The 23,189-nt window shown below is 56.2% G+C and carries 21 protein-coding genes and 1 other RNA gene; 16 read left to right on the plus strand and 6 right to left on the minus strand.

The genetic code is table 11. The features are described 5' to 3' along the window. Window positions 1-264 precede the first annotated feature (264 nt). From epd to OMR58_RS04795, 6 genes are all read left to right on the plus strand, one after another. Entirely contained in the window at window positions 265-1,311 is a 1,047-nt protein-coding gene (gene epd / locus OMR58_RS04770; RefSeq protein ID WP_264545361.1) for an erythrose-4-phosphate dehydrogenase, read from the plus strand. Window positions 1,312-1,332: 21 nt separating this feature from the next. Beyond that, on the plus strand, window positions 1,333-2,496 hold the full coding sequence (gene pgk / locus OMR58_RS04775; RefSeq protein ID WP_105592361.1) for a phosphoglycerate kinase: 1,164 nt from the start codon (window positions 1,333-1,335) through the stop codon (window positions 2,494-2,496). A gap of 82 nt (window positions 2,497-2,578) precedes the next feature. Continuing rightward, window positions 2,579-3,658: a class II fructose-bisphosphate aldolase gene (gene fbaA, locus OMR58_RS04780; RefSeq protein ID WP_105592360.1), complete on the plus strand. Its 1,080-nt coding sequence runs from the start codon at window positions 2,579-2,581 to the stop codon at window positions 3,656-3,658. Window positions 3,659-3,839: 181 nt separating this feature from the next. Beyond that, window positions 3,840-4,712, plus strand: a complete 873-nt coding sequence (gene mscS / locus OMR58_RS04785) for a small-conductance mechanosensitive channel MscS (RefSeq protein WP_200560106.1) — start codon at window positions 3,840-3,842, stop codon at window positions 4,710-4,712. 243 nt (window positions 4,713-4,955) lie between these two features. Continuing rightward, the gene (gene argO, locus OMR58_RS04790; protein ID WP_200560105.1) at window positions 4,956-5,576 is read left to right on the plus strand and encodes an arginine exporter ArgO; all 621 of its coding nucleotides are present in this window, start codon (window positions 4,956-4,958) and stop codon (window positions 5,574-5,576) included. A 151-nt stretch (window positions 5,577-5,727) separates the two neighbouring features. Then, window positions 5,728-6,453 (plus strand): oxidative stress defense protein, encoded by a 726-nt coding sequence (locus OMR58_RS04795; protein ID WP_105592356.1) that lies wholly within the window; start codon window positions 5,728-5,730, stop codon window positions 6,451-6,453. Between the two features lie 67 nt (window positions 6,454-6,520). Here the strand turns inward: OMR58_RS04795 and OMR58_RS04800 are convergent, their stop codons facing one another. After that, a complete protein-coding gene (locus tag OMR58_RS04800; protein ID WP_105592355.1) occupies window positions 6,521-7,420 on the minus strand; it encodes a LysR family transcriptional regulator ArgP in 900 nt (299 codons plus the stop codon). A gap of 201 nt (window positions 7,421-7,621) precedes the next feature. On the opposite strand from OMR58_RS04800, the gene rpiA reads away from it, so the two are divergent. Then, window positions 7,622-8,281, plus strand: coding sequence for a ribose-5-phosphate isomerase RpiA (gene rpiA / locus OMR58_RS04805; protein WP_205066014.1), 660 nt, complete (start codon window positions 7,622-7,624; stop codon window positions 8,279-8,281). 345 nt (window positions 8,282-8,626) lie between these two features. Next, a complete protein-coding gene (gene serA, locus OMR58_RS04810; protein WP_105592353.1) occupies window positions 8,627-9,865 on the plus strand; it encodes a phosphoglycerate dehydrogenase in 1,239 nt (412 codons plus the stop codon). A gap of 84 nt (window positions 9,866-9,949) precedes the next feature. On the opposite strand, the gene OMR58_RS04815 is transcribed toward serA, so the two are convergent. From OMR58_RS04815 to zapA, 3 genes are all read right to left on the minus strand, one after another. Next, entirely contained in the window at window positions 9,950-10,537 is a 588-nt protein-coding gene (locus OMR58_RS04815) for a 5-formyltetrahydrofolate cyclo-ligase (RefSeq protein ID WP_264545362.1), read from the minus strand. A 91-nt stretch (window positions 10,538-10,628) separates the two neighbouring features. After that, window positions 10,629-10,813: non-coding RNA, 6S RNA (ssrS, locus tag OMR58_RS04820), on the minus strand. Window positions 10,814-10,855: 42 nt separating this feature from the next. Further along, on the minus strand, window positions 10,856-11,185 hold the full coding sequence (zapA, locus tag OMR58_RS04825; RefSeq protein WP_105592351.1) for a cell division protein ZapA: 330 nt from the start codon (window positions 11,183-11,185) through the stop codon (window positions 10,856-10,858). 172 nt (window positions 11,186-11,357) lie between these two features. Here zapA and OMR58_RS04830 point away from each other — a divergent pair, with 172 nt between their 5' ends. The 4 genes from OMR58_RS04830 to ubiI are packed head-to-tail and all read left to right on the plus strand — an operon-like array spanning window position 11,358 to window position 15,700. Next, a complete protein-coding gene (locus OMR58_RS04830; protein WP_264545363.1) occupies window positions 11,358-11,936 on the plus strand; it encodes a YecA/YgfB family protein in 579 nt (192 codons plus the stop codon). Between the two features lie 56 nt (window positions 11,937-11,992). Continuing rightward, window positions 11,993-13,309: a Xaa-Pro aminopeptidase gene (gene pepP / locus OMR58_RS04835; RefSeq protein WP_264545364.1), complete on the plus strand. Its 1,317-nt coding sequence runs from the start codon at window positions 11,993-11,995 to the stop codon at window positions 13,307-13,309. Next, a complete protein-coding gene (gene ubiH, locus OMR58_RS04840) occupies window positions 13,306-14,484 on the plus strand; it encodes a 2-octaprenyl-6-methoxyphenyl hydroxylase (RefSeq protein ID WP_264545365.1) in 1,179 nt (392 codons plus the stop codon). Before pepP ends, ubiH begins: the two co-directional genes overlap by 4 nt. A gap of 13 nt (window positions 14,485-14,497) precedes the next feature. Beyond that, window positions 14,498-15,700 (plus strand): FAD-dependent 2-octaprenylphenol hydroxylase, encoded by a 1,203-nt coding sequence (gene ubiI, locus OMR58_RS04845; protein ID WP_200560100.1) that lies wholly within the window; start codon window positions 14,498-14,500, stop codon window positions 15,698-15,700. A 114-nt stretch (window positions 15,701-15,814) separates the two neighbouring features. Here ubiI and OMR58_RS04850 read toward each other — a convergent pair whose 3' ends face one another. Beyond that, window positions 15,815-15,961: a hypothetical protein gene (locus tag OMR58_RS04850; protein WP_264545366.1), complete on the minus strand. Its 147-nt coding sequence runs from the start codon at window positions 15,959-15,961 to the stop codon at window positions 15,815-15,817. 1,095 nt (window positions 15,962-17,056) lie between these two features. Here OMR58_RS04850 and gcvT point away from each other — a divergent pair. The 4 genes from gcvT (at window position 17,057) to OMR58_RS04870 (ending at window position 22,441) form a co-directional block, all read left to right on the plus strand. Beyond that, the gene (gcvT, locus tag OMR58_RS04855; RefSeq protein WP_200560099.1) at window positions 17,057-18,154 is read left to right on the plus strand and encodes a glycine cleavage system aminomethyltransferase GcvT; all 1,098 of its coding nucleotides are present in this window, start codon (window positions 17,057-17,059) and stop codon (window positions 18,152-18,154) included. Window positions 18,155-18,250: 96 nt separating this feature from the next. Beyond that, a complete protein-coding gene (gene gcvH, locus OMR58_RS04860; protein ID WP_200560098.1) occupies window positions 18,251-18,637 on the plus strand; it encodes a glycine cleavage system protein GcvH in 387 nt (128 codons plus the stop codon). Window positions 18,638-18,754: 117 nt separating this feature from the next. After that, entirely contained in the window at window positions 18,755-21,628 is a 2,874-nt protein-coding gene (gene gcvP / locus OMR58_RS04865) for an aminomethyl-transferring glycine dehydrogenase (RefSeq protein ID WP_264545367.1), read from the plus strand. A gap of 69 nt (window positions 21,629-21,697) precedes the next feature. Beyond that, window positions 21,698-22,441: an SDR family oxidoreductase gene (locus OMR58_RS04870; RefSeq protein ID WP_264545368.1), complete on the plus strand. Its 744-nt coding sequence runs from the start codon at window positions 21,698-21,700 to the stop codon at window positions 22,439-22,441. A 24-nt stretch (window positions 22,442-22,465) separates the two neighbouring features. Here the strand turns inward: OMR58_RS04870 and OMR58_RS04875 are convergent, their stop codons facing one another. After that, window positions 22,466-23,074, minus strand: coding sequence for an HD domain-containing protein (locus tag OMR58_RS04875; protein ID WP_264545369.1), 609 nt, complete (start codon window positions 23,072-23,074; stop codon window positions 22,466-22,468). Window positions 23,075-23,189: the final 115 nt, after the last annotated feature.

Below are 23,189 nucleotides of genomic sequence, written 5' to 3' on the forward strand. Positions count from 1 at the left end.
TGGGGTGGATAATTATGCGCCAAAATGTGCCGTTTTTTGCGTAATTTTGTGACGCAGATCGAAAGTTAAGCGCGGTAATTGATCGTAGTCATTCCTATTATTCCTCTCTTCTATTATTCTAGCTGAAGCGTTTCAGTTTGATTGTCGCCGCCGATGCAGCCGCTGGCCTGCCGCGGGGGGGACGCAAGAATTCCCTGTACAAATCGCGGCGTCTGGCTCAGGCTAATCGTCCGATTTCATAGAGAATTCTGATGCAGGAGTAATATGACGGTTCGCATTGCCATTAACGGATTCGGTCGCATCGGGCGCAATGTTCTGCGTGCGCTGTACGAAACCGGACGTCGTGCTGAAATTACGGTGGTTGCCATTAACGAGCTGGCTGATGCCGCCGGAATGGCTCATCTGTTGAAATACGACACCAGCCATGGCCGCTTTGCCTGGGATGTGCGTCAGGAGCGCGACCTGCTGTCGGTTGGCGATGACACTATCCGCCTGCTGCATCACGCCGATATTGCCTCGCTGCCGTGGCGCGAGCTGAATGTGGATATCGTGCTGGACTGCACCGGCGTCTACGGCAGCCGTGCCGACGGCGAAGCGCATCTGCTTTCAGGGGCAAAAAAAGTGTTGTTCTCCCATCCTGGAGGCAATGACCTGGACGCCACGGTCGTTTTCGGTGTGAATGAGAAAGAGCTGCTGCCGGAACATCTGTTGGTATCAAATGCGTCCTGCACCACTAACTGTATTATTCCGATAATCAAATTGCTGGATGATGCGTGGGGGATAGAGTCGGGTACGGTAACCACCATCCACTCAGCGATGCACGATCAGCAGGTGATTGATGCCTATCATCCCGATCTGCGGCGTACCCGTGCGGCAAGCCAGTCGATTATTCCAGTTGATACGCGTCTGGCTGCTGGCATCACCCGTATTTTTCCGAAATTTAATGACCGTTTCGAAGCGATTGCCGTACGCGTGCCGACGATAAACGTGACGGCGATTGACCTGAGCGTTAGCGTGCGGGATGCGGTCAAGGCCTGCGAGGTCAACGCCCTGCTGCAAAGTGCGTCAGAAGGGGCTTTTAGTGGTATAGTTGACTACACGGAATTACCGTTAGTCTCTATTGATTTTAATCACGACCCGCACAGTGCCATCGTTGACGGCACGCAGACGCGGGTCAGTGGTCAGCACCTGATTAAGACCTTGGTCTGGTGTGATAACGAATGGGGCTTTGCTAACAGAATGCTGGATACCACGTTAGCGATGGCCGATATCGGTTTCAGTCAGGACGCAGCAGCGTCTGTAAAACTTTGAGAATCAACGAGAGGGTTCACCATGTCTGTAATTAAGATGACCGATCTGGATCTTGCTGGTAAACGTGTTCTGATCCGTGCCGATCTGAACGTGCCGGTAAAAGAAGGGAAAGTGACGTCTGATGCACGTATCCGTGCTTCTCTGCCGACTATCGAAGCGGCTCTGAAGCAGGGCGCAAAAGTGATGGTTACCTCCCACCTGGGCCGTCCGGTTGAAGGTGAATACAACGAAGAGTTCTCCCTGCTGCCGGTGGTTAACTACCTGAAAGATAAGCTGGGTGCGGACACCGTCTCCCTGGCGAAAGATTACCTGGACGGCGTTGAGCTGGAAGCCGGTAAGCTGGTAGTGCTGGAAAACGTTCGCTTTAACAAAGGCGAGAAGAAAGACGACGAAGCCCTCTCTAAAAAATACGCCGCGCTGTGCGACATCTTCGTGATGGACGCCTTCGGTACCGCACACCGCGCGCAGGCCTCTACTCACGGCGTGGGCAAATTTGCCCCAGTTGCCTGTGCAGGCCCGCTGCTGTCAGCCGAACTGGAAGCATTAGGTAAAGCTCTGTCTAACCCGGCGCGCCCAATGGTTGCCGTGGTCGGTGGTTCTAAAGTTTCCACTAAGTTTGACGTGCTGAACTCTCTGGTGAAAATTGCCGACACCGTGATCGTCGGCGGCGGTATCGCTAACACCTTCGTGGCTATTGACAACAAAGTCGGTAAATCTCTGTACGAGCCAGATTTCGTTGAAGCCGCGAAAAAACTGCGCGACGAGTTCAAAATCCCGGTTCCTACCGATTCACGCGTGGGTACCGAGTTCTCTGAAACCGCACCTTCAACCGTGAAGAAAGTGAGCGAAGTTCAGGATAACGAAGAGATCATGGACTTCGGCGACGAAACCGCACTGGCGATGGCTAAGCTGCTGAAAGAAGCCAAAACCATCCTGTGGAACGGCCCGGTTGGCGTGTTCGAATTCCCGAACTTCCGTAAAGGTACCGAAATCGTTGCTAAAGCGATTGCAGACAGCGAAGCATTCTCCATCGCAGGCGGTGGTGATACGCTGGCCGCTATCGACCTGTTCGGTATCGAAGATAAAATTTCCTACATCTCTACCGGCGGTGGTGCTTTCCTGGAATTCGTGGAAGGCAAAACTCTGCCAGCAGTAGCTATGCTGCAAGAGCGTGCTAAGCAGTAATTAAACCTCGGGGCGGAGCCGCGTAAGGCTCCGCGTGAGAACAGAATCCTTTAATACGACCGAAGAAACAGGACAAGCTAACATGTCTAAAATTTTTGATTTCGTAAAACCAGGCGTTGTCACCGGTGATGACGTGCAGAAGATCTTCAAAGTAGCGAAAGAGAACAAATTCGCTCTGCCAGCGGTTAACTGCGTCGGTACCGACTCAATCAACGCCGTGCTGGAAGCTGCTGCAAAAGTAAAATCTCCGGTCATCGTTCAGTTCTCTAACGGCGGTGCTGCTTTTATCGCTGGTAAAGGCCTGAAATCTGACAAGCCGCAGGCAGCTGCAATCTTTGGTGCGATCGCAGGTGCACATCATGTGCATCTGATGGCAGAGCACTACGGCGTGCCGGTTATCCTGCATACCGACCACTGCGCGAAGAAACTGCTGCCGTGGATCGACGGTCTGCTGGACGCGGGTGAAGCTCACTTCGCCAAAACCGGTAAGCCACTGTTCTCTTCTCACATGATCGATCTGTCTGAAGAGTCTCTGGAAGAGAACATCGAGATCTCCAGCAAATATCTGGCTCGCATGGCGAAGCTCGACATGACTCTGGAAATCGAACTGGGCTGCACCGGCGGTGAAGAAGATGGCGTGGACAACAGCCATATGGACGCATCTGCGCTGTACACTCAGCCAGAAGACGTTGATTACGCTTACACCGAGCTGAGCAAAATCAGCCCGCGTTTCACTATCGCTGCCTCTTTCGGTAACGTACACGGCGTGTACAAGCCAGGCAACGTGAAGCTGACCCCAACTATCCTGCGCGACTCTCAGGATTACGTTAGCAAGAAACACAACCTGCCGCACAACTCCCTGGACTTCGTGTTCCACGGTGGTTCCGGTTCTTCCGCTGCTGAAATCGAAGAATCAATCAGCTACGGCGTGATCAAAATGAACATCGATACCGATACCCAGTGGGCAACATGGGACGGTATTCTGCAGTACTACAAAAAGAACGAAGACTATCTGCAGGGCCAGCTGGGTAACCCAAATGGCGTGGATAGCCCGAACAAGAAATACTATGACCCACGCGTGTGGCTGCGTTCAGCTCAGGCGTCCATGGTTGTTCGTCTGGAGCAGGCTTTCAAAGAACTGAACGCAATCGACGTTCTGTAATTTGTCCGCTGTGCAAAAAAGGCCCGAAAGGGCCTTTTTTTATGCAACTTTCCCATAAATTCCAGCTAATTACGCCAGAAACCTGGCAGATTCTTGCGCTGTTGCTTACCCTTAATGCTCAGGCTGCCGCCAGGCGGCAGAGTTTTGAACGCCTCTTTTGGGCAAACAACAGGATGGGAAAATGGAAGATTTAAACGTGGTCGATGGCATCAGCAATGCGGGGAGCTGGCTGGTGCGCAACCAGGCTCTGCTGCTGAGCTATGCGGTAAACATTGTGGCAGCGATAGCAATCATTATTATCGGGATGCTCGTTGCGCGCATTGTTTCCAATACCTTAAACCGTCTGATGCGTGCCCGTCACCTTGACGCGACGGTGGCTGATTTCCTCTCTGCGCTGGTGCGTTACGGCATTATCGCCTTTACACTGATTGCTGCACTGGGCCGTGTGGGCGTGCAGACCGCTTCAGTCATTGCCGTGCTCGGTGCCGCCGGTCTGGCCATCGGCCTTGCACTACAGGGCTCGCTGTCTAACCTGGCCGCAGGCGTGCTGCTGGTCACCTTCCGCCCGTTCCGCACCGGTGAGTTTATTGATATTGGCGTATTGGGAACGGTTCAGAACGTACAGATCTTCTCTACCACGCTGAAAACCGCCGATGGCAAAATTGTCGTGGTGCCGAATGGGAAAATCATCGCCGGTAATATCACTAACTTCTCCCGCGAGCCGGAGCGCCGCAATGAATTTATTATCGGCGTGGCCTACGATGCGGATGTGGATGAAGTGATTACGCTGCTGCGCGGTATCGTTGAGGCGGAACCTCGTGTGCTGCAGGAACGCGGCGTGCAGATTGGCCTGAACGAGATGGCGCCATCTTCGCTGAACTTCGTCGTGCGCTGCTGGAGCAAAGCCGGTGATCTCCAGCAGGTTTACTGGGATCTGATGAAAGAGTTTAAAAACGCCCTGGATGCGAAAGAAATCGGCATCCCTTATCCGCAGATGGATGTTCACCTGCATCAGACCAAAGCGCCGGAAGTCGATCTGACTAAGCAGGCGTAATTATTTCCATATCAAGCCCCTGCCAGCCGCTGGTGGGGGCTTTTTTTTTGCCACAACGCCGCACAGCCGACAGCGCCTTTAAACCTGACGACCATGACTGCGGCCTTTCACTCTCACGCCGTGTTGCCATCCGCCATTACTGGCTATTAGCGAAAGTGATGGGGCATTAAATTATAAAGTTTCCCCTAATGATGAAGCCGCTATACACTTGCCGCAAATCGAGTGTAGATGAGGTCTTTTTTTATGTTATCCGTTTATTTTCAGGGTGTTGCAATGGGTGCGGCGCTGATCCTGCCGCTGGGGCCGCAAAATGCATTTGTGATGAACCAGGGTGTTCGCCGCCAGTATCATCTGATGACCGCCGCGCTCTGCACGCTGAGCGATATTTTGCTAATCTGCGGCGGTATTTTTGGCGGCAGCGCGCTGCTCAGCCAGTCAGTTCTGTTGCTGAATCTGGTCACCTGGGCGGGCGTGGCGTTCCTGTTATGGTATGGCTGGGGCGCGCTGCGCACCGCGTTCAGCGGGGATGTCCAACTGGCTGCCGCCGGGGCGATGAAGCAGAGCCGCTGGCGGATTATTGTCACTATGATCGCCGTAACCTGGCTCAATCCGCACGTTTACATCGACACCTTCGTGCTGCTGGGTAGCCTGGGAGGGCAACTGCCGGAAGAGGCGCGGCGTTGGTTCGCCTTTGGTTCGATCAGTACCTCAATCGTCTGGTTCTTTGGCCTGGCGATATTAGCCGCCTGGCTGGCTCCGGTACTGAACACGCCGCGCGCGCAGCGCATTATCAATCTGCTGGTCGGTGGCGTAATGTGGGTGATTGCGCTGAAGTTGGCGATGCAGGCGCTGCATTTCTATTAACGGGAACTCACTTCCAGAATTCAGGTCATAGCGTGACGGGATACGGCGCTCTACACTGTATCGTGACGAATAGACGGAACATTACGCTGCCGCAGCACCCGGCTCCGGCAGCGCCCGATCCGATGCATATGACACCCCCATGGAGGACGCAGTGAAGCTCACTAAACTGGCTCTGGCCGCAATGATTGTTCTGGGTAGTTTACCGCTGGTGACGCAGGCTGATGAACTGCCTGCCGGCCCGCACGTGGTCACTTCAGGCCAGTCCAGCGTGGACGCCGCGCCGGATATTGCTACCCTGGCGATTGAAGTTAATATCACCGCGAAAGATGCTGCTGAAGCCAAAAAGCAGGCCGATACCCGCGTTCAGCAGTATTTTGATTTCCTGAATAAAAGTGGCATTGAGAAGAAAGATATCAATGCCGCCAACCTGCGTACTCAGCCGGAGTACGATTACCTGAAAGATGGCAAATCGGTTCTGAAGGGCTATCGCGCCGTGCGCCAGGTGCAGGTTACGCTGCGTCAGCTGGATAAGCTCAACGAGCTGCTGGACGGCGCGCTGAAGAACGGCCTGAACGAAATCCGCTCCGTCGAGCTGGGCGTGGCCGATCCTGAGCAGTATCGTCAGAAGGCGCGTAAAGCGGCAATTGATGATGCGATTAAGCAGGCGGGCGAGTTAGCACAGGGCTTTGGCAGCAAGCTTGGACCGGTTTACAGCGTGCGCTATCACGTTGCTAACTACCAGCCGATGCCAATGGCGCGGATGTATAAATCGGCGGATGCAGCGCCGATGACCTCTGCGGCACAAACCTATGAACAGCAGAGTATTCATTTCGACGATCAGGTTGATGTGGTCTTTGAGCTGCAGCGCAACCCGTAAGCCATAACGCACTGCGGGCGGACCAGAACAACTGGCCCGCCCGCAGCTGACTCAAAACGTTTCCCGCCTAAACCGTATCCTGACGCAGAACGCGATGGCCGTGAGCCAGCAGTGCATCGGTAACTTTGCGCATCAGGCGGCTTTCCGGGGCGAAGCGGTGCCAGTAGAGCATACGGCGCTGCAACAGGCCCGGCGTCAGATCGATTAGCTCACCTTCCGCCAGCTCGCGCTCAATTTGCAGATGCGGGATCATACAGCAGGTGGTGCCCTGACGTGCCAGCTGCACGAAGGCTTCCGACGAGTTCACGATATGGCAGGGGACGCTGCCCGGTGACAAATCGAAGTTCTGCTGGAGGAAGGCCTGGTGCATATCATCCAGATGGTCAAACGCCACCGCCGGTGCTTTCAGCAGCGCGGAGCGGGTGACGCCGTTCGGGAAGTAGCGCGCGGCAAACTCTTTCGACCCGACAAACAGGTAATCCAGCGCGCCCAGCTGATCGACCAGGCAGCTCGGCAAAGGCTGTGGCTGTATACTGATCGCGCCAACTACTTCGCCACGGCGCAGACGTTCCTGGGTTCGCGTTTCATCTTCAACCTGAATATTCAGGCGGACCGGAGAGTCGGTCAGCACGGTTTTCAGCGCCGGCAGCAGCCAGGTTGCCAGACTGTCGGCGTTTACCGCCAGTGACAGCAATAGTGGCGTTGTACCACCGCTGTCATCACCCAGCCACTCTTCTTCCAGCAGCTCAACCTGGTGCAACAGCGCCAGCAGCTTTTGCCCCTGTTCGGTTGGGCGAGGCGGAACAGTACGCACCAGCAGCGGCTGGCCAAACATATTTTCCAGCTGCTTGATGCGCTGCGAAACAGCTGACTGGGTAATACAGAGCTTTTGTGCGGCGCGTTCAAAGCCGCGTTCACGAATCACTGCATCCAGCGCCTGAAGCGTTCGATAATCGGGACGTTTCATTAATCGTTATACTCTTCTCAGGTGTGGTCTAAGCACTATGCCACAGTTTTTATCTTTTGCGCGGGCAAACGTCACTTTGTGAATCAACCACTTTGTGGGCCAGCTTCCATTCCTGCTCATCTGTCACTCTCATGGGCGATTATTTTTGCAGTCATTGCTTTATACTACGCGCACACAGTGACTCACAGGTTTAAACATATCATGACGCAGGATGAACTGAAAAAAGCCGTTGGCTGGGCAGCGCTCGACTACGTGACTCCCGGCACCATTGTTGGCGTAGGGACCGGCTCTACCGCCGCGCATTTTATTGATGCACTGGGATCGATTAAACACCAGATTGAGGGCGCGGTTTCCAGCTCTGAAGCTTCTACCGCGAAGCTGAAAGGCTTAGGCATTCACGTTTTCAATCTTAACGAAGTTGACTCGCTGGCGGTGTATGTTGATGGCGCCGACGAGATTAACGGCCAGATGCAGATGATCAAAGGCGGCGGCGCCGCGCTGACCCGCGAAAAAATCGTTGCGGCAGTGGCTGAACGCTTTATCTGTATTGCCGATGCCACCAAGCAGGTTGACGTGCTGGGTAAATTCCCGCTGCCGGTCGAAGTGATCCCGATGGCGCGGTCCTACGTTGCCCGTGAGCTGGTGAAGCTGGGCGGCCTGCCGGAATACCGTCAGGATGTGGTCACCGACAACGGTAATATCATTCTGGATGTCTACAACCTCAAGATCCTTGACCCGATTGCGCTGGAAGTCGCTATTAACGCGCTGCCGGGTGTGGTGACCGTCGGTCTGTTTGCTGCTCGCGGTGCGGACGTGGCGCTCATCGGCACTGCAAATGGCGTGAAGACTATTACCAAATGATCTGTCAGGCACCCGCGCGGTGCCTGTTATTTTGATCTAAAAAACATCTTTTCTTTTACGGTCAAAATTTAGTGACTTATGTCACAGTAGATGACTCAGCCGCGCGATCCTCCTGAAGCTATGCAACGCATCATGATTTTCTATCGGTTTGTTCTGGCAGAAGGCACCGCCGTGCTGTAGGGCAGGCAATCGTTTGTATTGCTGCCAGCGTAAATTTTGTTATTTTGACAGAAGGCAATCTTATATCCCCGTCACTTTTCATCTCGCTTCGCGATGCCGCGGTGGCAAAATGAACGGTAAAAGGGATTCAGCCACATCTGAAGTCTGCTAAATAAAGGTCGGGAAATGGCAAAAGTATCACTGGAGAAAGACAAGATTAAGTTCTTGCTGGTGGAAGGCGTACATCAGAGTGCGGTCGATAATCTGCGCGCTGCGGGTTACACCAACATTGAATTTCACAAAGGTGCACTGGATAGCGAGGCTCTGAAAGAGTCCATTCGCGATGCACACTTTATCGGGTTGCGTTCCCGTACTCATCTTACCGAAGAGATCTTCGCCGCCGCTGAAAAGCTGGTTGCCGTAGGCTGCTTCTGTATCGGGACCAACCAGGTTGACCTGAATGCCGCTGCATCTCGCGGTATCCCGGTGTTTAATGCACCTTTCTCCAATACCCGATCCGTAGCTGAACTGGTTATCGGCGAGCTGCTGCTGATGCTGCGCGGCGTGCCGGCGGCCAACGCCAAAGCGCACCGTGGCGTGTGGCATAAACTGGCGGTAGGTTCGTTTGAAGCGCGCGGTAAAAAGCTGGGCATCATCGGCTATGGCCACATTGGTATGCAGCTGGGCGTGCTGGCCGAGAGTCTGGGCATGCACGTGTTCTTCTACGACATCGAAAGCAAGCTGCCGCTGGGCAATGCAACGCAGGTTCAGCATCTTTCAGATCTGCTGAACATGAGCGATGTGGTGAGCCTGCACGTTCCTGAAACTCAGTCTACGCAGAACATGATGGGTGCGGAAGAGCTGGCGCTGATGAAGCCGGGTTCTCTGCTGATCAACGCCTCGCGCGGTACCGTGGTGGATATCCCTGCGCTGTGCAAAGTGCTGGCCGATAAGCATCTGGCGGGCGCGGCAATCGACGTCTTCCCGGAAGAGCCTGCGACCAACAGCGATCCGTTTAACTCACCGCTGTGCGAGTTCGACAACGTGATTCTGACCCCACACATTGGTGGTTCGACTCAGGAAGCGCAGGAAAACATCGGTATCGAAGTGGCCGGTAAGCTGGCGAAATACTCTGACAACGGTTCAACGCTGTCCGCGGTTAACTTCCCGGAAGTGTCGCTGCCAATGCACGGTGCCAGCGTTAGCCGTCTGCTGCATATCCACGAAAACCGTCCTGGCGTGTTGACGGCGATCAACCTGATCTTTGCCGATCAGGGAATCAACATCTCAGCCCAGTATCTGCAAACTACACCGCAGATGGGTTATGTGGTGATTGACGTTGATGCATCGCAGGAAGTGGCGGATAAAGCGCTGCAGCTGATGAAGGCGATTCCGGGTACTATCCGCGCGCGTCTGCTGTACTAATCTCGCTGGCGGGCCGAAGGTTCGCGGCACGGATTGACGCAGTAAACGACATAAAAGGCGACTTTCGGGTCGCCTTTTTTTATCTCACCACTGCCAGATTTTTGACGGCGTAATCAGTGCGGGCAGCGGGATATCCCACGCGGCCGTCGGGATTTTTTCCACCTGCTGGCAGTCGTGGGCCAGCCCCACCGGTAAAAAGCCATGCTGCTGCCAGTTTTGCAGAGTACGGTCATAAAACCCACCGCCCATACCCAGGCGCTGGCCCTGCGCATCAAACGCCACCAGCGGCACCAGGAGCACGTCCAGCTCGCTCAGCGGCTGCAGATGACGAATATCCAGCGGCGGCTCCGGAATGCGCAGGCGGTTTTTTTTCAGTTCGGTGTTTTCGTCATAGCGGATGAACAGCAGGTTTCCGGGAGAGAAGGGATGCAGCACAGGCAGATAAACCCGCTGCTTTCTCTGCCACAGCTTGGCAATCAGCGGCCGGGTATTCAGTTCACCGTCAACCGAAAGGAACAGCGCAATATTTTTAGCTCGCTCGAGCGGAGCGAAGCTCAGCGCGTGTTCCGCAGCCTGCACCGCGGCCAGCTGCTGCTGCTCATCGCTAAGCGCACGGCGAAGATGGCGGACGTGGGTACGGATATCCTGACGGTCGGAAAGATTGAGGCTCATCGCGAGGCTGACTCCGTTAAACGATGCCGTTGAGTGCCGTTAGCGTAGAAAAGAAACCGTACAGAAGGAAGAGTACTGCAGATAAAAAGTGGGAATCTCCGAGATGCCGCCGCAGGCTGTAACCCTTGAACCCTTGGTTCAAGGTGAGTATGCCGTCGTAACCATCAGGCTTCCCGGACGGGCCGGGCATGCACACAGGTTACAGAGCGCCACACTCTGTTTGGTATGAAATATCGGCTCAGGGGACTGGCCCGCTTGCAAACATCTCAGAGAAATTTTGTGCTTCACCGTCACTGTAACACAGGTAACGACAAAGTGTTATTCGAACTTCGCACCAGTACGTTCAGTAATGCGACCTTGCTCAAGTAATGCCTGTTCAATGGTCTGCTGCAGCATGCGAATACGCTGCTCCATGTTAGACGCATAGTCACGTGTTTTGACTTTTTCCTGCGCCAGTTCATGGCAAATATTCAGTGCCGCGATAAATACCAGCTGCTCTGTATTTGTGACTCTAGTGCGAACTTTTAAGTCTTGCAACCGTTGATTAAGGTCTTCGGCAGCCAGATTCAGCGCATCTTGCTGTTCGGGCGGACAATTTACTCTTAATGAACGGCCAAAAATTTGAAGATCTACCGGTTGTGCAGACATGCCACCTTCCTGACTGAATACTGCGCCCGCAAATACCCTTACCACGCAATGGGTCGGGAGGGGCGACACTATAAACTACCCCTGAGAGAAACAACAACCCCTTTAATGGAATCCTTGAGGTACCTGGTGGTAGCATAACACGAACTTATTCAGCCAACGACGACGAAAACGAATGTCACTATCTAACGTAATGCCGGGATACAACACTCTGGCTTCAGCACTTACACAGCAGGGTGTGGGTATGACCCCTGCCGAAATGCACGGTCTGATCAGCGGTCTGCTCTGCGGCGGCAACCAGGACAGCAGCTGGCAGGCGCTGGTTCATGACCTGACTAACGAAGGCATGGCTTTCTCCCAGTCGCTGTCGCTGCCGCTGCAGGAGCTGCATCAGGCCATTGGCGATTCTCTGGAAGATGACGGCTTTATGTTCCAGCTTTATCTGCCGGACGATGAGGATATCACCGTATTCGATCGCGCCGACGCGCTGGCGGGATGGGTTAACCATTTCCTGCTGGGGCTGGGCGTGACTCAGCCTAAGCTGTACAAAGTGAAGGGTGAAACCGGTGAGGCCATCGACGATCTGCGTACCATCGCTCAGTTGGGCTACGACGAAGATGAAGACCAGGACGAGCTGGAGCAGTCTCTGGAAGAGGTGATCGAGTACGTGCGCGTTGCCGCGCTGCTGTGCCACGATACCTTTACCCGTTCGTCCCCGACCAACGTGGTCGTGCAAAAGCCAACCCTGCATTAAGCAACAGTGTGCCCTGAAGGCTTGCAAGCGGTGAATCCGTAACTTAAGGAGAGCAAATGACCCAGCAGGAATTTTTACGCCGTCGCCAGGCGCTGTTAGCGAAAATGGCACCCGGCAGCGCGGCGCTGATTTTTGCCGCGCCGGAAGTGACGCGCAGTAATGACAGCGAATATCCTTACCGGCAAAACAGTGATTTCTGGTATTTCACCGGATTTAACGAGCCGGAAGCGCTGTTGATCCTGATAAAAAGTGACGAGAGCCATAACCACAGCGTGCTGTTTAACCGCGTGCGCGATCTCACCGCTGAGATCTGGTTTGGGCGTCGGCTGGGTCAGGATGCGGCACCGCAGGCGCTGTCTGTGGATCGTGCGCTGCCGTGGGGCGAAATAGGCGAACAGCTTCATCTGCTGCTTAACGGACTCGACGTGGTGTATCACGCACAGGGCCAGTATGGTCAGATGGATGACATCGTCTTTAGCGCCCTGGAGAAACTGCGTCGCGGTTCACGGCAGAACCTCTCCGCCCCGGCAACGCTGACCGACTGGCGTCCGTGGGTACACGAAATGCGCCTGATTAAATCGGCTGAAGAGCAGGCGGTACTGCGCGAGGCCGGTCGCATCAGCGCGCTGGCACATACCCGTGCAATGGAGCAGTCACGCCCCGGGATGTACGAATACCAGCTGGAAGGCGAAATTCATCATGAGTTCAATCGCCACGGCGCACGCTTCCCGTCCTACAACACCATCGTTGGAGCCGGAGAAAACGGCTGCATCCTGCACTACACCGAAAACGAAAGTCAGATGCGCGAAGGTCAGCTGGTGCTGATTGATGCGGGCTGTGAATATCAGGGCTACGCCGGTGATATCACCCGCACTTTCCCGGTTGGCGGTAAATTCACCGCGCCGCAGCGCGAGATCTACGACATCGTACTGGCTTCGCTGTATAAGGCGCTGGCGCTGTATCGCCCCGGAACCAGCATTCGTGAAGTGACGGCGGAAGTGGTGTCGATCATGGTCAGCGGGCTGGTGGATCTGGGCATTCTGCACGGTGACGTTGATACGCTGATTGCCGAACAGGCGCATCGCCCGTTCTTTATGCACGGCCTCAGCCACTGGCTGGGTCTGGACGTGCATGACGTCGGCCATTACGGCGTGGATCGCGATCGTCTTCTCGAACCGGGGATGGTGTTAACCATCGAACCGGGTCTGTATATCGCACCGGATGCCGATGTTCCCGCTCAGTATCGCGGTATCGGCATTCGCATTGAGGATGACATCATTATCACCGTGGACGGTAACGAAAATCTGACCGATACGGTGGTAAAAGATGCCGATGAAATTGAAGCACTGATGGCGGCAGCGAAGCAGCAATGAGCATAATAATTGCAGGGGGAGGAATGGCCGGCGCGACGCTGGCTCTGGCGATCTCCCATCTGACACAGGGACAGCTGGCGGTGACGCTGGTTGAAGCCAGGGAACCTGAAAGCCGGGCGCATCCCGGTTTCGACGGGCGGGCGATTGCGCTGGCGGAAGGCACAAGTCAGCAGTTAGCCGCAATCAATTTATGGTCGGCGCTGGAGTCCTGCGCCACGCCGATTACCCACGTTCACGTCAGCGATCGTGGCCATGCCACCTTTGTTTCACTGGATGCTGCCGACTATGGCGTTCCCGCGCTGGGCCACGTGGTGGAACTGCACGACGTCGGGCAGCGGCTGTTTGCCCGACTAAAGCAGGCACCCGGCATCACTCTGCGCTGCCCGAACACCGTGGCGGACGTCGCGCGCACACAGCAGCGGGTCAGCGTGACTCTGGACAGCGGTGAAGTGCTGAATGCGGATCTTCTGGTGGCGGCAGACGGGACGCGTTCAAAGGTCGCGGCGGCCTGCGGGATGCAGTGGAGCAGCGATGATTACCAGCAGGTGGCGGTGATTGCCAATGTTTCTACCCAGCTACCGCACGGCGGGCAAGCGTTCGAGCGCTTTACCGAGCACGGACCGCTGGCGCTGCTGCCGATGTCGGGCGGGCGCAGTTCTTTGGTCTGGTGTCACCCGCTGGCGAAGAAAAGCGCGGTAGACGGCTGGAGTGATGAGCGCTTTCTCCGTGAGCTTCAGCGCGCCTTCGGCTGGCGCCTTGGGCGATTCACTCAGGTTGGTCAGCGCCACAGCTATCCGCTCCAGCTGCAAACCGCTGCGCAGCATATTTCTCACCGCCTTGCGCTGGTGGGTAATGCTGCCCAGACGCTGCATCCGATTGCCGGACAGGGGTTCAATCTGGGGATTCGCGACGTAATGTCGCTGGCCGAAACGGTGGCCGCCGCCTGGCGCAGCGGGCAGGGCGTAGGCGAATTCGCTACCCTGCATCACTATCAGCAGCGCCGTCAGCCGGACGTTGAGGCCACGATTGGCGTGACCGATGGTCTGGTTCGGCTGTTTGCCAATCGCTATCTGCCTTTAACGGTGGGGCGCAACCTGGGGCTGCTGGCGATGGATCATCTGCCGCCGTTACGTAATTTGCTGGCCGAGCGCACGTTAGGCTGGGTTAAGCGTTGAGGAGAAAGCTGTAATGCAAACATTTGATGTCATCGTCGCCGGGGGCGGTATGGTCGGTCTTGCGGTGGCCTGTGGCCTGCAGGGGAGTGGTCTGCGCGTGGCGGTGCTTGAGCGCGAAGCGCCGGTTGCCGCTGCGGCAGATGCGCCTCATGCGCTGCGCGTTTCGGCGATTAACGCCGCCAGTGAGCGCCTGTTACAGCATCTTGGCGTGTGGAGTACCATCCTGGCCACGCGTGCCAGCGCCTATCACGGTATGGAAGTGTGGGATCGCGACAGCTTTGGTCATATCGCCTTTGACGATGAGCAGCAGGGGCTGTCGCATCTGGGGCATATTATTGAAAATCGGGTGATCCACCAGGCGCTGTGGCAGCGGGCTGAGAGCCTGAGTGATATCACCCTGATTTCCCCGGCTGAACTGCAACAGGTTGCCTTTGGCGACAACGAAGCGTTTGTCACGCTGAAAGACGGCAGCATGATGACCGCTCGTCTGCTGGTGGCCGCCGATGGCGCGAACTCGTGGCTGCGGAACAAAGCGGATATCCCGCTTACCTTCTGGGATTATGAGCATCATGCGCTGGTGGCCAATATCCGCACCGAGAAGCCGCATGATGCGGTGGCCCGGCAGGTATTCCACGGCGAAGGTATTCTGGCTTTCCTGCCGCTGAGCGATCCGCATCTTTGTTCTATTGTCTGGTCTTTACCGCCGCAGGAAGCCACTCGTCTGCAATCAATGCCGGTAGAGGTGTTCAATCAGCAGCTGTCGGTGCATTTTGATCTGCGTCTGGGGCTGTGTGAGCTGGAAAGCGATCGCCAGGTCTTCCCGCTGATGGGGCGCTTTGCGCGCAGTTTTGCCGCGCACCGCCTGGCGCTGGTGGGCGACGCTGCCCACACCATCCATCCGCTGGCGGGGCAGGGGGTGAATCTTGGCTTTATGGATGCGGCGGAGCTGATTGGTGAGATCCGACGCCTGCATCAGCAGGGCAGGGATATTGGTGAGCATTTGTATTTGCGTCGTTACGAGCGCAGCCGCAAGCACAGCGCTGCGCTGATGCTGGCCAGCATGCAGGGTTTCCGCGAGCTGTTTAATGGTGATAATCCGGCGAAGAAGCTGTTGCGTGATGTCGGGCTGGCGCTGGCGGATAAGCTGCCGGGCGTGAAGCCGAAGCTGCTGAAGCAGGCGATGGGGCTGCATGATTTACCCGAGTGGTTGCGTTAACCTGGATGTTTTCTTGATGCGGTGCGCACGCTAACCGGCGGCTCCCTCGCCCGAGCGTCCTCGCGTCGCGCTTTGCGCGATGCCTTCACTTCACTCGTCAGCTTTCGTAGCGGGTCAGACGGGGCGTCCTGCCCCGGCTGCCCCTTTCGCCAGCGTCCGGCTGCCCCTTTCGCCAGCGTCCTGCTGGCTCATACGAGCTTCCTCATTCCGTTCAGCGCTGTGGATTGCCCGTTCGAGGGAGCCGCCGGTTCGCTTAGTCACTTCTGCGTCGCCTGAAAAAGTCCGGTGTTTTCGCATAGAGCGTCGAGACTCTGGTTTGTTGTGATATGGGCAGTCAGCCTGATGCTGCTCGTATGCTGTAATCACGTTGTTTTCTTGATGCGGTGCGCACGCTAACCGGCGGCTCCTTCGCCCGGGCGTCCTCGCGTCGCGTTTTGCGCGATGCCTTCACTTCACTCGTCAGCCTTCGTACCGGTGCAGACGGGGCGTCCTGCCCCGGCTGCCCCTTTCGCCAGCGTCCTGCTGGCTCATACGAGCTTCCTCATTCCGTTCAGCGCTGCGGATTGCCCGTTCGAGGGAGCCGCCGGTTCGCTTAGTCACTTCTGCATCGCCTAAAAAAGTGCGGTGTTTTCGTATAACGGATTGAGACTCTGGTTAGTTCCAATGGGGTAACATCGTTTCATTCCTGATGAAAAAGCCAGCACATAGCCGGAAAGATGACCCACCGCTGGGCCAGACGGGCAATCCGCAGCGCTGAGGTGGAGGCATTCGGCCAGGAGACGCCAGCAGGGAAGCTGGCGTCAGGCGGGGTCGGTACATGGATGTATCGTCTCCGCCGGTCCGGGAGGGCGGATGCCGTAACCGAAGGTACCACGCGTAGCGTGGCGCGAGGACCGACCGGCAGGCGCAGCGGCGGGTCAGCGATCGCCGAATTCCCTCTTTTTTTATCACTCTTGCACCAATGGTGCACCCGCCGCCCCATCATTGTGCTTCGTTTGAATTATTCTAATTTAACGCTCGCAATCGCATTACTTTTAATAATGCGATAAGAAAAATCTTGGAGTGGTTTTTTATACATCGAATGCGGAATCTTTGCGATTCATCTGCGTTAAAGGCTATTTATTGTTGTTTTTGTATGCATTTATTTAAAAAAGTAGCGATTGATACTGGTAGTGAGTGCGTGGGCTTTATTGCTGAACTGTGATTTCGACCCCGTTTAACTTATGGTTAATTGCCATTTTCGGTGGTAAGTTCAAAGCAAAGATAACGTTTGCGTCAGACCGCTTACGGGCGGTAAACGGGCGCGTCAATCACCCTGCATCCACAAGGATGGCGGACAGACAGCACAGGAAGACTATGACTCAGCAAACCCCGTTGTTCGAACAGCATCAAGCCTGCGGTGCGCGCATGGTGGACTTTCACGGCTGGATGATGCCGCTGCATTATGGTTCGCAGATTGATGAGCACCACGCGGTACGCACCGATGCCGGAATGTTCGATGTGTCGCATATGACCATTGTCGATCTGCACGGTGCCCGCACGCGGGAATTCCTGCGCTATCTGCTGGCGAACGACGTGGCCAAGCTGACTCAGCCGGGCAAAGCGCTTTACACCGGCATGCTGAATGCCTCCGCTGGCGTGATTGACGATCTGATTGTCTACTTTATGAGCGAAGACTTTTTCCGCCTGGTGGTGAACTCCGCTACCCGTGAAAAGGATCTGGCGTGGATCTCTGAACACGCGGCACCTTACGGCGTCGAAATCCGCGAGCGTGATGATTTGGCGCTGGTGGCGGTGCAGGGTCCGAATGCCCAGCAGAAAGCGCAGACGCTTTTTGATGATACTCAGCGCGCGGCGGTCAGCGGCATGAAGCCGTTCTTCGGCGTGCAGGCGGGCGATCTGTTTATCGCCACCACCGGTTACACCGGTGAAGCGGGCTATGAAATTGCCCTGCCTTCCGACCTGGTCGTGACGTTCTGGCAACGGCTGCTGGCGGCAGGCGTCAAGCCTGCGGGCCTCGGCGCGCGCGATACGCTCCGACTGGAAGCGGGGATGAATCTGTACGGTCAGGAGATGGATGAAAGCGTCTCTCCGCTGGCGGCCAATATGGGCTGGACCATTGCCTGGGAACCTGCCGACCGGGAATTTATTGGCCGTGAAGCGCTGGAATCCCAGCGTAAAACCGGCACCGAGCAGCTGGTAGGATTGGTGATGACCGAGAAAGGCGTGCTGCGTAACGAACTGCCGGTGCGCTTCACCGACGCTGACGGCAACCTGCGTGAAGGGATTATCACCAGCGGATCGTTCTCCCCAACGTTGGGTTACAGCATCGCGCTGGCACGCGTTCCTGCCGGAATCGGTGAACAGGCTATTGTACAAATTCGCAACCGCGAAGTGCCGGTGCAGGTCACTAAACCTGTTTTTGTCCGTGCCGGTAAACCGGTAACAAAATAAATCTGAATCTACCCGTCCTGTCCGTGCTGATCAGGGGCTGAAAAACGCACCGGCTGCATGAACGTTTAGCGGAATTATCTTTTTTGGAGAATGTCGATGAGCAATGTACCAACCGATCTGAAATATCGTGACAGCCATGAATGGGTGCGCAAAGAAGCCGATGGCAGCTACACCGTAGGCATCACCGAACACGCTCAGGAACTGCTGGGTGACATGGTGTTTGTTGACCTGCCGGAAGTGGGAAATACCTACGCTCAGGGCGACGACTGTGCGGTAGCGGAGTCCGTTAAGGCGGCTTCCGATATCTATGCGCCACTGAGTGGCGAAATCATTGCGGTTAACAGCGAGCTGGAGTCCTCTCCGGAACTGGTTAACAGCGATCCCTACAGCGACGGCTGGCTGTTCAAAATCAAAGCCAGCAATGAGTCCGAACTGGATGATTTGCTCAGCGCCGCCGACTACCTGGCGTCTATCGAAGAGTAATGCCTTAACCGGTCACGGTGGAGGAGGAACCATTTCCGCCTTCGCCGTTGACGATGCCGGTGAGCTATCACCGGTAACCCTTTTGCCGCACTAAGCCCGAAGCAGGATTTACCGCTCATGACCCAGACTCTCAGCCAGCTTGAACATCACGGCGCGTTTATTGAACGCCATATCGGACCTTCGCCAGAGCAGCAGGCCGCCATGCTGAACGCAGTCGGCGCAGATTCACTGACCGACCTAATCTCGTCGATTGTTCCCGCCGATATTCAGCTTCCCAGCCCGCCGCCGATTGGCGATGCGCTGACCGAACATCAGGCTCTGGCCGAGCTGAAGGCGATTGCCGCGCAGAACCTGCGTTATAAATCCTATATCGGCATGGGCTACACCCCGGTTCTGACGCCGCCGGTGATCCTGCGTAACATGCTGGAAAATCCGGGCTGGTATACCGCCTACACCCCTTATCAGCCGGAAGTTTCTCAGGGCCGCCTTGAAGCGCTGCTTAACTTCCAGCAGCTGACGCTGGACCTGACCGGGCTGGATATTGCTTCCGCCTCGTTGCTGGATGAAGCGACCGCCGCTGCGGAAGCCATGGCGATGGCGAAACGCGTCAGCAAGCTGAAAAATGCCAACCGCTTCTTCGTGGCTGATGATGTACATCCACAAACGCTGGATGTGGTGCGTACCCGTGCGGAAACCTTTGGCTTCGAAGTGCTGGTCGATAAAGCGGAAAAAGTGCTTGAGCTGCAGGATATCTTCGGCGTGCTGTTACAGCAGGTGGGTACTGGTGGCGAAGTGCATGATTACGGCAGCCTGATTAGCGAACTGAAAAGCAAAAAGATCGTGGTCAGCGTGGCCGCTGACTTTATGACCCTGGTGCTGCTACAGGCCCCGGGTAAACAGGGCGCGGATATCGTCTTTGGCTCGGCTCAGCGTTTCGGCGTACCGATGGGCTACGGCGGCCCGCACGCGGCTTTCTTCGCTGCCCGTGATGAACATAAACGTTCCATGCCTGGCCGTATCATCGGCGTTTCCCGCGATGCCGCCGGAAATACTGCGCTACGCATGGCGATGCAGACCCGCGAGCAGCATATCCGCCGCGAGAAAGCGAACTCCAATATCTGTACCTCGCAGGTGCTGTTAGCCAATATCGCCAGCCTGTATGCAGTTTTCCACGGTCCGGCCGGGCTGAAGCGTATTGCCGGGCGCATCCATCGCCTGACCGATATTCTGGCCGCCGGACTGCAAAAAGGCGGTCTGACCCTGCGCCACCACAGCTGGTTTGACACGCTGACGGTGGAAGTGGCCGATAAAGCGGCGGTGCTGGAACGCGCCCTGAGCTTCGGCGTGAACCTGCGTACCGATATTCTGCACGCGGTGGGGATTACCCTGGATGAAACCACCCGTCGCGAAGATGTCGCGGCGCTGTTCTCCATCCTGCTGGGTGAAGAGCACGGTCTGGACATTGAGGCGTTGGACGCGCAGCTCAGCGCTGGCAGCCATTCCGTTCCGCCAGCGATGCTGCGTGAAGATGCCATTCTGACGCATCCGGTGTTCAACCGTCATCACAGCGAAACTGAGATGATGCGCTATATGCACAGCCTGGAACGGAAAGACCTGGCGCTGAATCAGGCAATGATCCCGCTGGGCTCCTGCACCATGAAGCTGAATGCGGCCGCAGAGATGATCCCAATTACCTGGCCGGAGTTTGCCGAGCTGCACCCGTTCTGCCCGGCAGAGCAGGCTACCGGTTATCTACAGATGATCGGCCAGCTTTCCCAGTGGCTGGTGCAGCTGACCGGTTACGATGCGCTGTGCATGCAGCCCAACTCGGGCGCACAGGGTGAATATGCCGGTCTGCTGGCGATCCGTCGTTATCATGAAAGCCGTAACGAAGGCGGCCGCAATATCTGCCTGATCCCGAGTTCCGCACACGGTACCAACCCGGCCTCCGCGCAGATGGCAGGCATGGATGTTGTGGTCGTAGCCTGCGATCGTCAGGGGAATATTGACCTGCACGACCTGCGTCTCAAGGCCGAACAGGCGGGTGAAGCGCTCTCCTGCATTATGGTCACCTATCCGTCAACCCACGGCGTGTATGAAGAAACCATTCGTGAAGTCTGTCAGATCGTTCATCAGTTTGGCGGCCAGGTTTATCTGGACGGTGCCAATATGAACGCGCAGGTGGGCATCACCACGCCGGGCTATATTGGTGCTGATGTTTCCCACCTTAACCTGCATAAAACCTTCTGCATTCCGCACGGTGGCGGCGGTCCGGGCATGGGGCCGATTGGCGTAAAAGCGCATCTGGCACCGTTTGTACCGGGTCACAGCGTGGTTCAGATTGAAGGCATGTTGACCGAACAGGGCGCGGTATCCGCAGCACCGTTTGGCAGCGCCTCTATTTTACCCATCAGCTGGATGTACATTCGTATGATGGGTGCAGAAGGGCTGAAGCAGGCCAGTTCTGTGGCTATTCTGAACGCTAACTACATCGCAACCCGCCTGAAGTCGGCCTATCCGATTCTGTATACCGGACGCGATGGTCATGTTGCGCACGAATGTATTCTGGATATTCGTCCGCTCAAAGAGCAGACCGGCATCAGCGAGCTGGATATCGCCAAGCGCCTGATCGATTATGGCTTCCACGCGCCGACCATGTCATTCCCGGTGGCGGGAACGCTGATGGTGGAGCCAACCGAATCTGAGAGCAAAGTCGAACTTGACCGCTTTATCGATGCGATGCTCTCCATCCGTACCGAGATCGATCGCGTATCGGCGGGCGAGTGGCCCGCTGAGGATAACCCGCTGGTTAATGCACCGCACACCCAGATGGAAATCGTTGGCAGCTGGGAGCATCCTTACAGCCGCGAGCTGGCCGTGTTCCCTGCGGGCAGCGCCAACAAATACTGGCCAACGGTTAAGCGTCTGGACGATGTTTACGGCGACCGTAATCTGTTCTGTTCCTGCGTGCCGATGAGTGAATACGAATAAGGCTGATGGTCTGATGTGATAGCCTTGAGGGACGACGCTGAGTCGTCCCTTTTGCTTTCTGGAGGTTCAATGAATATCGCTCTGGTTACCGGCGGCAGCCGTGGTATCGGTCGCTCAACTTCTTTACTGCTTGCCACTTTGGGCTGGACCGTCGCGGTTAATTACGCCCGGCGGGCAGATGCCGCCGAAGAGGTGGTTGAACAGATTACCGGGCAGGGCGGCAGGGCTTTCGCCATCCAGGCCGATGTGTCCGATGAAGCGCAGGTGATGGCGATGTTTGCTGAAATCGATCGCCACCCGGGTCAACTGACTGCGCTGGTCAACAATGCGGGGATACTGTTTCAGCAGGCGACGTTGGAACAGCTGACGGCGGAGCGTATCAACCGGGTATTTGCCACTAATGTGACCGGCAGCTTCATCTGCTGCCGCGAAGCCGTTAAACGCATGGCTTTTCATCACGGCGGTAAGGGGGGAGGGATTGTTAACGTCTCTTCCGCCGCGGCTCGCACGGGCTCACCGGGAGAATATGTTGATTACGCGGCCTCAAAAGGCGCGATGGATACGCTGACCAAAGGTTTATCTCTTGAGGTAGCGGCGCAGGGAATTCGGGTGAACGGCGTGCGTCCGGGGTTTATCTACACGGAGATGCACGCCGATGGCGGTGAGCCGGGGCGGGTAGATCGCGTGGCGTCGGCTATTCCGATGCAGCGCGGCGGCCAGCCGGAAGAGATCGCCCGCATTATCGCCTGGCTGCTGAGCAACGATGCGTCCTATGTGACCGGGACGATCGTTGACGCGGCAGGGGGCAGATAAATACGGGCAATGCCGGGCCGGTTACTACAGCAGCCAGCCTCTGGCGTGGGCGTTATCCAGATGATGTTGTAGATGGTTCCACAGTTCCGGCCACTGCTCTGCCAGCTTCACATTGCGCGCTTTTACCTGCTCAAGACGGATGCCGTTTTCTTTCCAGCTCTGTCCTTCATTGTGCAGGTTAAGCATAATCGGCAGCGCGCGGTCGAGCATGTTAGCAAAGCGCGATTCGGCAGTGTCCCCGTCTTCATATTCGTTCCACAGCGCGCGGAACTGCTGGCTCTGCGCGGCAGGCAACAGGCCGAAAATGCGCTCGGCTGCGGCCATTTCCTGTTCCTGCACGGCTTCGCGCGCGGCAAGGTCATACACCAGTACGTCCCCGGCATCGATTTCCACCACATCATGCACCAGCGCCAGCTGGACGGCGTGCTGCACGTTAATGGTTTCGGTGGCAAAAGGTGCCAGGCTCATGGCGGCCATCGCCAGATGCCAGCTGTGCTCGGCGGAGTTCTCCTGCCGCGCATTGTCAAGCAGCCGGGTGCGGCGCTCAACGCTTTTAAGCTTGTCCAATTCCATTAAAAACTGCACGACTTCGGTCATCGCACCGAAATCTAAGGTTGCTACCCTGTCAGACATAATGACTCGCTTATTCTCTGATAAAAGTTCACGGATAGTTTAAGGGAAACGTTTGCCTGGCACACGGGAGAATGTGTGTTACATGGTTTCACAGAATTTTTTAAGCTTACATGTG

It is taken from the genome of Erwinia sp. INIA01, assembly GCF_025947915.1.
Classification (GTDB): Bacteria; Pseudomonadota; Gammaproteobacteria; order Enterobacterales; family Enterobacteriaceae; genus Erwinia; species Erwinia coffeiphila.

What these genes read in the sequence shown, in the direction of transcription:
- zapA (WP_105592351.1), bottom strand. Translation starts at nt 11,185, where the DNA reads ATGTCTGCACAACCGGTAGATCTTCAAATTTTTGGCCGTTCATTAAGA.
- OMR58_RS04870 (WP_264545368.1), top strand. Translation starts at nt 21,698, where the DNA reads ATGAATATCGCTCTGGTTACCGGCGGCAGCCGTGGTATCGGTCGCTCA.
- gcvT (WP_200560099.1), top strand. Translation starts at nt 17,057, where the DNA reads ATGACTCAGCAAACCCCGTTGTTCGAACAGCATCAAGCCTGCGGTGCG.
- serA (WP_105592353.1), top strand. Translation starts at nt 8,627, where the DNA reads ATGGCAAAAGTATCACTGGAGAAAGACAAGATTAAGTTCTTGCTGGTG.
- gcvH (WP_200560098.1), top strand. Translation starts at nt 18,251, where the DNA reads ATGAGCAATGTACCAACCGATCTGAAATATCGTGACAGCCATGAATGG.
- fbaA (WP_105592360.1), top strand. Translation starts at nt 2,579, where the DNA reads ATGTCTAAAATTTTTGATTTCGTAAAACCAGGCGTTGTCACCGGTGAT.
- OMR58_RS04875 (WP_264545369.1), bottom strand. Translation starts at nt 23,074, where the DNA reads ATGTCTGACAGGGTAGCAACCTTAGATTTCGGTGCGATGACCGAAGTC.
- pgk (WP_105592361.1), top strand. Translation starts at nt 1,333, where the DNA reads ATGTCTGTAATTAAGATGACCGATCTGGATCTTGCTGGTAAACGTGTT.
- OMR58_RS04800 (WP_105592355.1), bottom strand. Translation starts at nt 7,420, where the DNA reads ATGAAACGTCCCGATTATCGAACGCTTCAGGCGCTGGATGCAGTGATT.
- mscS (WP_200560106.1), top strand. Translation starts at nt 3,840, where the DNA reads ATGGAAGATTTAAACGTGGTCGATGGCATCAGCAATGCGGGGAGCTGG.
- OMR58_RS04815 (WP_264545362.1), bottom strand. Translation starts at nt 10,537, where the DNA reads ATGAGCCTCAATCTTTCCGACCGTCAGGATATCCGTACCCACGTCCGC.
- gcvP (WP_264545367.1), top strand. Translation starts at nt 18,755, where the DNA reads ATGACCCAGACTCTCAGCCAGCTTGAACATCACGGCGCGTTTATTGAA.
- pepP (WP_264545364.1), top strand. Translation starts at nt 11,993, where the DNA reads ATGACCCAGCAGGAATTTTTACGCCGTCGCCAGGCGCTGTTAGCGAAA.
- argO (WP_200560105.1), top strand. Translation starts at nt 4,956, where the DNA reads ATGTTATCCGTTTATTTTCAGGGTGTTGCAATGGGTGCGGCGCTGATC.
- ubiH (WP_264545365.1), top strand. Translation starts at nt 13,306, where the DNA reads ATGAGCATAATAATTGCAGGGGGAGGAATGGCCGGCGCGACGCTGGCT.
- epd (WP_264545361.1), top strand. Translation starts at nt 265, where the DNA reads ATGACGGTTCGCATTGCCATTAACGGATTCGGTCGCATCGGGCGCAAT.
- OMR58_RS04830 (WP_264545363.1), top strand. Translation starts at nt 11,358, where the DNA reads ATGTCACTATCTAACGTAATGCCGGGATACAACACTCTGGCTTCAGCA.
- ubiI (WP_200560100.1), top strand. Translation starts at nt 14,498, where the DNA reads ATGCAAACATTTGATGTCATCGTCGCCGGGGGCGGTATGGTCGGTCTT.
- rpiA (WP_205066014.1), top strand. Translation starts at nt 7,622, where the DNA reads ATGACGCAGGATGAACTGAAAAAAGCCGTTGGCTGGGCAGCGCTCGAC.